General features: G+C 63.7%; 8 protein-coding genes. 7 read left to right on the top strand and 1 reads right to left on the bottom strand.

Annotated features, from left to right (window positions below; genetic code table 11):
* Nucleotides 1–3 precede the first annotated feature (3 nt).
* A complete protein-coding gene (gene cysQ, locus WBK23_RS02585; protein WP_424482425.1) occupies nucleotides 4–825 on the top strand; it encodes a 3'(2'),5'-bisphosphate nucleotidase CysQ in 822 nt (273 codons plus the stop codon).
* A 116-nt stretch (nucleotides 826–941) separates the two neighbouring features.
* Here cysQ and WBK23_RS02580 read toward each other — a convergent pair whose 3' ends face one another.
* Nucleotides 942–2852 carry a beta-ketoacyl synthase gene (locus WBK23_RS02580; RefSeq protein WP_424482424.1) on the bottom strand — a complete coding sequence of 637 codons (1911 nt, stop codon included), beginning with the start codon at nucleotides 2850–2852 and terminating at the stop codon, nucleotides 942–944.
* Between the two features lie 342 nt (nucleotides 2853–3194).
* Between WBK23_RS02580 and WBK23_RS02575 the strand changes: the two genes are divergently transcribed.
* The 6 genes from WBK23_RS02575 to WBK23_RS02550 all read left to right on the top strand — a co-directional run bounded on the left by WBK23_RS02575 (nucleotide 3195) and on the right by WBK23_RS02550 (nucleotide 12796).
* Nucleotides 3195–4196: an extracellular solute-binding protein gene (locus WBK23_RS02575; protein ID WP_424482423.1), complete on the top strand. Its 1002-nt coding sequence runs from the start codon at nucleotides 3195–3197 to the stop codon at nucleotides 4194–4196.
* Nucleotides 4197–4349: 153 nt separating this feature from the next.
* The gene (locus tag WBK23_RS02570; RefSeq protein WP_424482422.1) at nucleotides 4350–5966 is read left to right on the top strand and encodes an ABC transporter permease; all 1617 of its coding nucleotides are present in this window, start codon (nucleotides 4350–4352) and stop codon (nucleotides 5964–5966) included.
* A gap of 161 nt (nucleotides 5967–6127) precedes the next feature.
* Entirely contained in the window at nucleotides 6128–7210 is a 1083-nt protein-coding gene (gene gcvT / locus WBK23_RS02565) for a glycine cleavage system aminomethyltransferase GcvT (RefSeq protein ID WP_424482421.1), read from the top strand.
* 130 nt (nucleotides 7211–7340) lie between these two features.
* Nucleotides 7341–7730 carry a glycine cleavage system protein GcvH gene (gcvH, locus tag WBK23_RS02560; RefSeq protein WP_424482420.1) on the top strand — a complete coding sequence of 130 codons (390 nt, stop codon included), beginning with the start codon at nucleotides 7341–7343 and terminating at the stop codon, nucleotides 7728–7730.
* A gap of 387 nt (nucleotides 7731–8117) precedes the next feature.
* Nucleotides 8118–10424 (top strand): Orn/Lys/Arg decarboxylase N-terminal domain-containing protein, encoded by a 2307-nt coding sequence (locus WBK23_RS02555; protein ID WP_424482419.1) that lies wholly within the window; start codon nucleotides 8118–8120, stop codon nucleotides 10422–10424.
* Nucleotides 10425–10495: 71 nt separating this feature from the next.
* Nucleotides 10496–12796 (top strand): Orn/Lys/Arg decarboxylase N-terminal domain-containing protein, encoded by a 2301-nt coding sequence (locus WBK23_RS02550; RefSeq protein WP_424482418.1) that lies wholly within the window; start codon nucleotides 10496–10498, stop codon nucleotides 12794–12796.
* The last annotated feature ends 21 nt before the right edge of the window (nucleotides 12797–12817 follow it).

Here is a 12817-nt window from a genome sequence, read left to right as displayed (position 1 = left end):
ACCATGAGTCATCCCCTGATCCCTGCGGTCATCGAACTGGTGCGCCAGGCCGGCGCGGCGATCCTGCCGTACTGGCGCGCCGATGTGGCGGTCAACGAAAAAGCCGATGCCTCGCCCGTGACCGCCGCCGATCTGGCTGCGCACCATATCCTCAACGATGGCCTGCTGGCCCTCGCCTCGGACATCCCGGTGCTGTCCGAAGAGGCTGCCGCTATTGCCCTGAGCGAACGCGCGCAGTGGAGCCGCTGGTGGCTGGTCGACCCGCTGGATGGCACCAAGGAATTTATCGCAGGCAGCGAGGAGTTCACCGTCAACGTCGCGCTGATCGAGCAGGGCCGCGTGGTATTTGGTGTGGTCGGTATTCCGGCCACTGGCCAGTGCTATTACGGCGGGGCCGGCCTGGGTGCCTGGCGCGCCGATGCAGCGGGCAAGGCTGAATCGATTAGCGTGCGCCTGGCCCCGCAGGAGGCCTTTACTCTGGTGGCCAGCCGTCGGCACTCCAGCCCGGCGCAGGAAGCCTTGCTGTCCGGTTTGCGCGAACGCTTTGGTGAGTTGCAACTGGCCAACGTCGGCAGCTCGCTGAAGTTCTGCCTGCTCGCCGAAGGCAACGCCGATTGCTATCCGCGCCTGGCACCCACCTCGCAGTGGGACACCGCAGCGGCTCAGGGCGTGCTCGAAGGTGCCGGCGGCGAGGTGCTGACGCTCAAGGGCGATGCGCTGACCTATGAGGCGCGCGAATCGCTGCTTAATCCGTACTTTCTGGCTCTGCCGGCTGCAGCCGCCTGGCGCGCCGAGCTGATCGAACTGGCCCACGCGCTGGATTGAGCATCGCGGCATTTTGATGGGTATCGCTGCGCTCCACCCATCCTACGTCGCGGAATAGCCCGCGGCGGTCTAAGTCGTAGGATGGGTTAGCCGCAGGCGTAACCCATCACTGGCGCTTAATCGAGCATATCGCCATAGCGTTCGTCCTTCTTGAACACCAGCGGTTGGGCGAAGCCGGGGATGCGGATCTGCTCGCGGCTGATCTCGATTTCCTTATCGTCGATCAGGTCGTTGCCGAAGTTGTAGATGATCCCCAGATCGCCCAGCAGCGCCTGTGCATCGTAGGCCTGAGCGGCAGTGCGCGTGGTTTCGCGGCGCTGTAGGTAGGCGTTAAACGCCGCTTCGCCATGGCGCTTGCGCAACATGCGCAGGGCCACATGCGGTGCCAGCAGCAGGGCGCTGGCGTTGTTGCCGCCAAAACCCTTGGAGTTGATCACGCACAGATCCAGCTGCTCCGGCGCGCGCGTACGGTCGGTGGTGGCGAAGCTTAGGTGCTGCTGATGCACGTCCTCGGCCACCGCGTCGATGGTCTTGATTCCCGGAATGATGCCGTACTTGAAGCTGCCCAGCGCCGAGATCACCTGGTCGCCGCTGGCGGTGGCCAGGGAGTGGCCGACAAAGGCTTTTACTGCGGTCACCGGCCATTGCTCGATGGCGAAGGCACTGGCAACCCGGTCGAGGATTTCCGATTCGGTCACCCGGTTGGCCGGGGTGCTGGAACCGTGGGCATGCACAAAGCTGCGTTCACGTACCGCGTCGATGCCCAGCAGTTGCACGGCGCTGGCCACGGCCTTGGCCACGGTCAGGTAGTTGCCCGGGCCGGGGGCGGAAATGGATTTCTTGAAGCCGTCGGCATTGATAAACACATCCGGCACCGCGCCATGAATATCCGCGCCCAGCTCCAGGGCCAGCTCATCGTCCATCAGCACCACAAACTGGCAGGCCTCGGCCAGGGTAAAGCCGCAGTTGTCGCCGAATGGGCGGCTGGCGCGGCGGAAGTCGACTTGGTCCTTGCCTTCGATCTGGCGCAGGCCATCCTCGGTGGCCAGCGCGCCCATGGCGCCGTAACCCTCGATGCATTCCTGGTTGATCGGTGCTTCGCTGCTGCCGACGATGACCACCCGTGCCTTGCCCGTGGTGATCTGCTCGATGCCTTTCTGCAGGTTATAGAGGAAGGTCGCGCAGGCCCCGGTGATGGCACCGGTGCTGCCGACACTGCCGAGCACATAGGCGTTGATAAAGTCCGCCGGCATGGTGTTGAGGCCCAGGGCCAGCTGCTTGGCGGTGACGCGGCCGCCCTTGAGGCGTGACTGCATCATGCCGCCGAAGCCGTTTTCATCCAGCTGGCTCATGATGCAGCTGGCAAATACCGCCACTTCATCCGGGGCGACGTGCTGCATGATCGCCTGCCAGTCGATGCCAACGGCGCGCAGGGCGTCGGTGACGCCGACGATGGTCATGGCCAGGCCGCGCGGGTGGAACCGCGAGTTGTACAGCTCGCTGGGGTCGAAGCCAGTGGGCAGCTGGCCGGCGGATTTCACCGGCAGGGCGCGGTAGCTGTCGACCTTGAATTCGCAGTTGTCGTGCAGGGTCACCAGCACTTCGCTGGCATTCAGCTCGTCCACCGCCCAGTCCGAGGGCAGCGGGTCGGGCAGGTGCTTGCGCAGGGTGATAAAGCTCAGTGGATGACCGGCGGTGGCGCTGATGTCGATGGTCTTCTGCCAGTGCGCGGCGTCGGGGTCGAGGTGCTGCTTCTCGATGCGGCGCACCAAGGTCGAGGCGAGAATCTGCTCGGCGAAGCGGCTGTCGATCTCGGCCAGGCTCAGGGCGTTGCCCTCGGCGTCCTGGTAAGCGCCATCGATCACCCGCACCAGCTTGATCATCACCGCCAGGCTGGCGAGGGTCTGCTGGCGCGCCAGGGTGTCCATCGATTCGAGTACGGTGCGGCGGAAGCCATGGTGAAACGAGCTGCGGCCGGCTGCGTTGTAGCCACCAAAACCAACGATCACAGGTAAGCGTGAGGTCACTCGATAACTCCTTGAAAAGATAACGCCAGACAAACCGAGATAAGGCTATGGAGGCTTGTCATGCAGGCTGGAGCGCTCTGTTGCGGCCATTGTGCCGCGAACAGGTGCCCAGCATGGCTGTTCGGATGCCTATGCTGACGTGATTGCTGACTTGCAAGTCACGGTTCTGCCCAAGGTAACGCAGCGTGGCAACCGTACAAACACCTGCGAGCGAGGTTGTCCGTCGCCATGGTGCCGGTGAAGTGACTTGTTACAGCTGCGCCGGGCACTCAGGTTGAGAAGCTAAATGACATTAACTATTATTCGCCGCCTCAACTCGCCTACAAGCAAGAGGCAATAACCATGCAGGTCAGCAAACGTTTGTTCGCCGCTCTCACCCTCAGCGCCTTGGCCGGGGCCACCCAGGCCGCCGATGAAGTGGTGGTTTATTCCTCGCGTATCGATGAGCTGATCAAGCCGGTGTTCGATGCCTACACCGCCAAGACCGGGGTCAAGATCAAGTTCATCACCGACAAGGAAGCGCCGCTGATCGCGCGTCTGAAAGCCGAAGGGGCCAACACCCCGGCCGACCTGCTGATCACCGTAGACGCCGGCAACCTCTGGCAAGCCGAGCAGGAAGGCGTGCTGCAGCCGACCAAATCCGAGCGGATCACTGCCAATATCCCGGCCCAGTACCGCTCCAGCACCGACAGCTGGACCGGCCTGTCGCTGCGCGCGCGGACTATCTTCTACTCCACCGAGCGGGTTAAACCGAGCGAGCTGAGCACCTACGAAGCTCTGGCTGACAAAAACTGGGAAGGCCGTCTGTGCCTGCGCACCAGCAAGAAGGTCTACAACCAGTCGCTGACCGCTACCCTGATCGAAACCCATGGCGCGGCCAAGACCGAAGAAATCGTCAAGGGCTGGGTCAACAACCTGGCCACCGACGTATTCGCCGATGACACCGCGCTGCTGCAGGCCATCGACGCCGGTCAGTGCGACGTCGGCATCACCAACACCTACTACTACGGCCGCCTGCACCAGCAGCAGCCTGACCTGAAAGTGAAGCCGTTCTGGCCGAACCAGAACGACCGTGGCGTGCACGTCAACCTCGCCGGTGCCGGCGTGACCAAGCATGCGCCGCACGCCGAAGCCGCCCGCAAGCTGCTGGAGTGGATGACCACCGCCGAAGCGCAGACCATCTTCGCTGGCGTCAACCAGGAGTTCCCGGCCAACCCGGCGGTCGCACCGTCCAAGGAAGTCGCGGCTTGGGGCACCTTCAAGGCTGACTCGATCGCCACCGAAGTAGCCGGTAAGCGCCAGGCCGAAGCCACCATGTTGATGGATCGCGCCGGCTGGAATTGATCGGCACTCGTAGGATGGGTTGAGCGCAGCGATACCCATCGGATCTCGGCGCGATGGGTATCGCCGCTACGCGCCTCAACCCATCCTACGCCGTTATACTCGACGCCCCGGCTCAGTCCGGGGCGTTGTGTTTTCCAGTTTTGAGGAATCTGCGTGGCCCATCCTGCCCAGCGTCGCTGGTACCCCATCGCCTTTGCCGTCGCCTTGCTGGTGCTGCTGCCGTTGACTGTGTTGCTGTTCAGCTGGCACGACATCGACCAACAGATCTGGGCGCACCTGTGGCAAACCCAGCTGCCGCGCCTGCTCGGCAATACCCTGGTGTTGGTGCTCGGTGTGGGTGTTGGCGTCACGCTGCTGGGCGTCAGCCTGGCCTGGCTCACCAGCCTCTGCGAATTCCCTGGGCGGCGCTGGCTGGACTGGGCGCTGATGCTGCCGTTCGCCATCCCTGCTTATGTGTTGGCGTTCGTGTTTGTCGGTCTGCTGGATTTCGCCGGGCCGCTGCAGACCCTGCTGCGTGAATGGTTCGGCAGCGGCGTGCGTTTGCCCAGGGTGCGCTCCACCGGTGGGGTGATCATCGTGCTGGTGCTGGTGTTCTACCCCTATGTCTACCTGCTCGCGCGCAATGCCTTTCTGGCCCAGGGCAAGGGTTTGATGGAGGCCGCGCGGGTGCTCGGCCTGAGCCCCTGGCGGGCGTTCTGGCGGGTGGCGCTGCCGATGGCGCGGCCGGCGATCGGGGCCGGCCTGGCGCTGTCGATCATGGAGACCCTGGCGGATTTCGGCGCGGTCTCGGTGTTCAACTTCGACACCTTCACCACGGCCATCTACAAGACCTGGTACGGCTTCTACAGTCTGACCAGCGCCACCCAGCTGGCCAGCCTGCTGCTGCTGGCGGTGATGCTGGTGCTTTACGGCGAACGCCGCGCCCGCGGTGCGGTGCGCCCGGTCAGCGAACGGCCGCGCGGCAAGGCGTTGTATCACCTCAAGGGCGGTAAAGCGCTGGCGGCCAGCGCCTGGTGCGGCCTGGTGTTCGCCTGTGGCTTTGTGATCCCGGTGCTGCAACTGAGCGTTTGGTTCTGGCAGCGCGGCCGCTTCGATCTGGATGAGCGCTATAGCGCCTTGATCCTGCACACCCTCTATCTCGGCGGCCTGGCGGCGCTGGTCACGGTCGGCGTGGCCTTGCTGCTGGCCTTCGCCCGGCGCCTGACCCCGACCCGGCTGATGCGCGGCACCGTCGGCGTGGCCAACCTCGGTTATGCCTTGCCCGGTTCGATGCTGGCGGTGGCGATCATGCTGGCCTTCAGTTACCTCGACCGCGAGCTGGTGATTCCGCTGTCCAGCTGGCTTGGCGGTGCGGGCAAGCCGGTGCTGCTCGGCAGCCTCTCGGCGCTGCTGCTGGCCTATCTGATCCGCTTTTTGGCGGTGGCCTACGGGCCGCTGGAAAACAGCCTGGCGCGGATTCGTCCCTCACTGCCGGAGGCCTCGCGCAGCCTCGGCGTCGGCGGTGTCGGTCTGTTCTTGCGGGTCTACCTGCCATTGCTGGTGCCGGGCGCGCTGTCGGCGGCGCTGCTGGTGTTCGTCGATGTGCTCAAGGAAATGCCGGCTACCCTGCTGATGCGGCCTTTCGGCTGGGACACGCTGTCGGTGCGGGTGTTCGAAATGACCAGCGAAGGTGAATGGGCACGGGCCGCATTGCCAGCGCTGACCCTGGTGCTGGTCGGTTTGCTGCCGGTGATTCTGCTGATCCGCCGTTCGGCGCGGCGCATCGGCTAGGGTGGCTTAGTACCGCCAAGCGCAAGATGACCGGCCCCGGCGTTGCGGCTACAATGCGCGCCATTCGCAGCGGCCCGTCATTTCGATAGCCCGTGCCAGTGCCCAGTTTCAGGGGTTCAGCCGGGTTGCCGCTGCACTGCCCAGCCCGCAAGGAGACACTTATGGGACAGCGCACACCTCTCTACGACCTGCACCTCGCCTTGGGTGCCAAGATGGTCGACTTCGGCGGTTGGGATATGCCGTTGCACTATGGCTCGCAAGTCGAGGAGCACCATCAGGTGCGCCGTGATTGCGGGGTCTTCGATGTGTCGCACATGACCGTGGTGGATGTCACGGGCAGCCAGGCCAAGGCCTACCTGCAACACCTGCTGGCCAACGATATCGAGCGCCTGCACAGCGTCGGCAAGGCTCTCTACAGCGGCATGCTCAACGAGCAGGGCGGGGTGGTGGATGATCTGATCGCCTACCTTACGGACTTCGGTTACCGCGTGGTGGTGAATGCCTCGACCCGCGACAAGGACCTGGCCTGGATGCGCCTGCAGAGCGTCGACTTTGCGGTCGAGCTGCATGAACGCAGCGAAATGGCCATGCTGGCGATCCAGGGCCCGCAGGCGCGCAACAAGACCGCCGAGCTGGTCAGCCAGTCGCGCGCCAGCCTGATTCAGCAGCTCAAGCCGTTCGAAGGCCAGCCCGATGGCGACTGGTTTATCGCTCGCACCGGCTACACCGGCGAAGACGGTCTGGAAATCATGCTGCCGGCGGACGAGGTTGTGGCCTTCCTTAATGAACTGGTTGGGGCCGGTATTTCGCCGATCGGCCTCGGCGCGCGCGATACCCTGCGCCTGGAAGCCGGGATGAACCTGTACGGCCAGGACATGGACGAAAGCGTCACCCCGCTGGCCGCCAATATGGCCTGGACCATCGCCTGGGAGCCGGTCAGCCGTGGTTTTGTTGGCCGCGCCGCGTTGCAGAAGCAGAAGGCCGAAGGCGTTGCTTCCAAGTTGGTTGGCCTGGTACTGGAAGAGCGCGGCGTGCTGCGTGCGCATCAGGTGGTACGGGTGGCGGGCGTGGGCGAGGGCGAGATCACCAGCGGCAGCTTCTCGCCGACCCTGGGCAAATCCATCGCCCTGGCCCGCGTGCCGGCGGCGACCAGCGAGCGCGCCGAGGTAGAGATTCGTGGCAAGTGGTACCCGGTACGGGTGGTCAAACCGACCTTTGTGCGCCACGGCAAGGCCCTGATCTGACCAAGGATGGTCGTGAACGCCGGTTTTGGCGGCGTTCGCCAGCTTTTCAAAGACTTTCTTTCGGTATGGCTAACGCCTGCTAAATTTTCCTGACGGCGTGGTCGCCGTCATGTCAGATGAGGAACGACACATGAGCACTATCCCCGCCGATCTGCGTTACGCCGCCAGCCACGAGTGGGCGCGCCTGGAAGCCGATGGCAGCGTCACCGTAGGTATTTCCGACCACGCTCAGGAAGCTCTGGGTGATGTGGTGTTTATCGAACTGCCGGAAGTCGGCAAAAGCCTGGCCGCCGGTCAGGAAGCTGGCGTAGTGGAATCGGTCAAGGCTGCGTCCGACATCTACGCACCGGTTTCCGGTGAAGTGATCGCAATCAACGAAGGCCTGGCCGACAGCCCGGAAAGCGTCAACAGCGATCCGTACGGCAGCTGGTTCTTCAAGCTCAAACCAAGCGATGCCAGCGAGCTGGCCAAGCTGCTCGACGCGGCTGCCTACAAGGCCACAGCGGACAGCGACGCTTAAGCCTAACTGGCGCTGCAAACCAAGCCCCGCCCTGTCGGGGCTTGTTTGTTTCTGCACCTGCCCCTCCCAAAAGCCGCCTACGGGCGGTTTTTTATGGCCTGTACTTCTGTTTTAAAGCGGCTATGTTTTAGTGCGTGGACAGACCTAGATTGGTACTTCTGTACTGAAAAACACCCGCAGGTTCAGAAACTTCTGCGATGCGGGGCCAACTTGCCAGGCTGTTGATCTGGGTCAGTCGAATTCTCACCAGCGCGTGCATAGTCCCCGGGCATTTGCTTTGCCGCGCGGCACTGGGCCTTGAGCCCGCTTCACCATGCGGTCATCTGCGTGGCGCAACACTGACAGTCGTACCGCGTTTCCCGCAAAGGATGAGAGGAGGCAGGTTTTATGATTGGACGTACCAACAAACAACTGAAAATGCGCGTGCTGATGGTCGACGACGACCTCGGCAGCCCGAACAGCATTCGTGGCCGGGTGCTCAACGAACTGGTGGACGAGTTCCACAACCGCAACACCGAACTGGTCAAGGCCACGTCCTATGAGGACGGCCTGGCCGCGGTGATCTCCGATGCGGCGCTGCATTGCATCTGCGTCGACTGGACGTTGGGCAAGAACGACGTCCGCAGCCATGCCCAGGCCCTGGAGCTGCTGCGCACCATTCGCCAGCGCAATGAGCATGTGCCGGTGTTTCTGATGGCCGACCGCAATGCCAAGCGCAGCATCACGGTTGAGGCCATGGAGTTGGCCGACGAATTTGTCTGGATGCTCGAGGACACCGCGCCCTTTGTCGCCGGGCGGGTGGTTGCGGCGATCCAGCGTTACCTGGAACACCTGCTGCCGCCGTTCACCGATGCGCTGATTCGCTACACCATGAAGGACGAGCACTCCTGGGCCGCGCCGGGGCACCAGGGCGGTATCGCCTTTACCAAGTCACCGGTGGGCCGGCTGTTCTTCGACTTCTTCGGCGAGAACCTGTTTCGTGCCGACAGCGGCATCGAGCGTGGCAACCTCGGCTCGGTGCTTGACCACAGCGGCCCGGTCGGCGATTCCGAGGCCTATGTGGCGCGGATTTTCGGTTCCCACGCCAGCTATTCGGTGCTCAACGGCACCTCCGGCTCCAACCGCACGATCTTTATGGCCTGCGTCGGCGAGAACCAGTACGCCCTGTGCGACCGCAACTGCCACAAGTCCATCGAGCAGGGCCTGGTGCTGACCGGTGGCTTGCCGCTGTATATGACGCCGACGCGCAACCGCTACGGCATCATCGGCCCGTTGCTGCCGAGTCAGTTCGATCCGCAGCGTATCGAAGCGGCCATCGCCAATTACCCGTTGAAGGCCCAGGCCAAAGGCAACCAGCCGGTGTATGCGGTGGTCACCAACTGCACCTATGACGGCATGTGCCTGCACGCCGAACGTGCGGAAGGCATGCTGGCGCAGAGCAGCGACCGCGTCCATTTCGACGAGGCCTGGTACGGTTACGCGCGGTTCAACCCGCTGTACCAGGGGCGTTTCGCCATGCGCGGCGACCCGGCCAGCCACAAGGCCGATGGGCCCACGGTGTTCGCCACCCATTCCACCCACAAATTGCTGGCGGCGCTGTCACAGTCGTCGTTTATCCATATCCGCAATGGCCGTAATCCGGTCGAGCACAGCCGCTTCAACGAGTCGTTCGTGATCCAGGCCAGCACCTCGCCGCTGTATGCGCTGTTCGCCTCCAACGAGGTGGGCGCGGCGATGATGGATGGCAACGGTGGCCTCAGCCTGACTCAGGACGCCATTCGTGAAGCGGTGGATTTCCGCCAGGCCCTGGCCCGCACCCATCGCGAGTTCGCCGGCCGTGGCGACTGGTTCTTCCAGCCATGGAATGCACCGCAGGTCATCGATGGCAAAACCGGTAAACAGGTCGACTTCGCCGATGCCGATGCCGAGCAGCTGGCCTCCGATCCTGCCTGCTGGGAACTGGAGCCGGGTGCCGAATGGCACGGCTTCGCCGGCTTAGAAAAAGGCTGGTGCATGCTCGACCCGATCAAGGTCGGCATCATGGTGCCGGGCATGGGCGCGGATGGCCATCTGCAGGCCGAAGGCATCCCGGCACCGATCCTCGGGGCCTTTCTCTACCGTAACAACATCGTGCCGTCGCGCATCACCGACTTCATGGTGCTGTGCCTGTTCAGCATCGGCGTGACCAAGGGCAAGTGGGGCACGCTGATCAACGTGCTGCTGGCCTTCAAGCGTCACTACGACGGCAACGTGGCGCTGGAGCGGGTGCTGCCCGATCTGGTTGCCCAGGCCCCCGAGCGCTACAGCGGCCTGGGCCTGCGTGACCTGAGCACGCAGATGTTCGAGTACATGCGCAGCAGCCGCATGGACGCCCTGCAGGCCGAGGCCTTTGGCAACCTACCGCTGATCGAGAAGACTCCACGCGCCGCCTTCCAGGCCCTGCAGGCCGGTGAGGCGGAGTTGCTGCCGCTCAAGCAGGCGGCGGGGCGGGTCACCGGGGTCGGCATCATGCCGTATCCGCCGGGTATCCCGATCGTTATGCCGGGCGAGAACCTGGGGCCGCTGGATGGCCCGTGGCTTCGCTATATCCAGGCACTGCAGGACTGGGGCAACAACTTCCCCGGCTTCGAGAAGGAAGTGGAAGGCACCGTGCATAAGGACGGCGACTACCACTTCTGGTGCCTTAAGCGCTAAGGGCACGTTCGCGGCGGGGGTTGTACCCCGCCCGGGCAGACAACCAGCCGATTTATTACAAGGAGTTAATCATGAGTCACGCGAAAGTACCCTTGCCGGCCTCCCTGGCGCAGCGCTACCCGGTGTTGATCGTGGTCAATGCCCAGGAACACCCAGACAGCATCGTTTTACGCAGTGCCAAGGAAGTCGGGCAGGCCCTGCAGCAGCATGGCCTCGATGTCGAGCGGGTCAGCTCGCTGGATGATGCCGAAATCGCCTTTCGTGCCGACCCGGCCTACTGCTGTGTAATCCTCGGCTGGGGGCTGTGCGAAGAGAACCTGCCGTTGGCGCTGCACCTGGTCCAGCTGATCCGCCGTCGTACCGCGCAGCTGCCGGTCATGCTGGGGATGAGCCACTCACACCAGAGCCAGGTGCCGCTGGAGTTTGTCGAGAATATCGACGGTTTTATCTGGCAGCCGGAAGACAGCCCGGAGTTCGTCGCTGGGCGCATCGCCGCCGCCGCCCGCCGCTATCTGGACAGCATCCTGCCGCCGTTCTTCGGGGCACTGGTCAACTTCGCCGAAACCCACGAATACTCCTGGCACACCCCGGGCCATACCGGCGGCACGGCTTTCATGAAGACTGCGGTGGGGCGCAGTTTTCTCGATTTCTACGGCGAGCAGATGCTGCGCTCCGACCTTAGCGTGTCGGTCGGTGAGCTGGGCTCGCTGAACGACCACTCCGGGCCGATCGCCGAGGCGGAGAAAAACGCCGCGCGGGTATTCGGTGCCGATTACACCTTCTTCTCGGTCGGTGGCAGCTCGGCCAGTAACGAGATCGTCCTGCACTCGGCGGTGACCGATGGCGATTCCGTGCTGGTCGACCGCAACTGCCACAAATCGTTGAACTACGCGTTGAACATGTCTGGCGCGGTGCCGCTGTACCTGCGCCCGCGACGCAATGCGCGCGGCCTGATCGGTCCGGTGCCACGCAGTGAACTGACCCCCGAAGCGGTGGCGCAGAAACTCGCCGAAAGCCCGCTGGTCAGCAACCGCCAGGCCCTGCCGGTGCTGGCGGTACTGACCAACTCGACCTACGACGGCCTCTGCTACAACGTGCAGACCACCACCCGCGAACTGAGCCAGAGCGTCGATCGCATCCATTACGACGAGGCCTGGTACGCCTACGCGCGTTTCAACCCGTTGTACGAGGGCCGTTACGGCATGCACCGCGGCGAGCGGCATGCCGACGACGCCACGGTGACCGTCACCCATTCCACCCACAAGCTGCTGGCGGCGCTGTCGCAGGCCTCGATGATCCACATCCGCTCGGGCAAGGTGCCGATCAAGCCGGTGCTGTTCAACGAAGCCTTTATGATGCACACCTCGACGTCACCGCAGTACAGCATCATCGCCTCCACCGACGTGTCGGCGAAGATGATGGATGACGCGGGTGAGTACCTCACCGACGAATCCATCGGCGAGGCCATCGCGTTCCGCCAGGCCATGGTTCGCCTGGGTGACGAGGTGCGTAAGCGCGACCCGCAGGACTGGTGGTTTGGCGTGTGGCAGCCGGACGAGGTCAATGGCGTACCCTTTGCCGACCTCGACCCGCAGGTGCTGCGCCATGGTGATGCCTGGGTGCTCAAGCCGACGGCCAGCTGGCACGGTTTCGGCGACCTGGGCCGCGATTACTGCATGCTCGACCCGATCAAGGTCACCGTGCTGACGCCGGGGCAGACCCTCGAAGGGCAGATGGAAGGCAGCGGCATTCCGGCACCGCTGGTGTCGTCGTTCCTCTCCAGCCGCGGCATCGTGGTGGAGAAGACCGAGCCATATTCCATCCTGCTGCTGTTCAGCCTGGGCGTGACCAAGGGTAAGTGGGGCTCGCTGGTCGCCGGGCTGATGGAGTTCAAGAAGCACTACGACAACAACGCCTCGCTGGAGCTGGTGATGCCCGAGCTGGTCACCAGCCATGGCGAGCGCTATGCCGGCATGGGCCTCAAGGACCTGGCCGAAGCCATGCACAAGGACATGCTCGCCTCCAAGCTGCTGCACAACATGGATGCCGCCTTCAGCCTGCTGCCGGATGTCGTGGCTTCGCCGCGCGATACCTTCGCCAAGCTGGTGAAAGGCCAGATCGAGCAGATTGCCGTGCGCGACATGCAGGGTCGCACCGTGGCCGTGCAGGTCGTGCCGTATCCGCCGGGCATTCCGCTGATGATGCCGGGCGAGAAGGCCGGCGCGGACAAGAAGGCGATCATCGACTATCTGCTGGCGATGGAGCTGTTCGACAGCCACTTCCCCGGTTTCGAACACGACAACCACGGTGTCGAGATCGAGCGTGATGGTAAGGATGGACTCACCTACAAGGTCTATGTGGTCAAACAGTAACGCTGAGTCACTCCCGTCTGG

Origin of the sequence: Pseudomonas sp. (genome assembly GCF_049653025.1) — a bacterium.
Classification (GTDB): domain Bacteria; phylum Pseudomonadota; class Gammaproteobacteria; order Pseudomonadales; family Pseudomonadaceae; genus Aquipseudomonas.
This window is presented reverse-complemented; position numbering and strand designations above follow the sequence as displayed.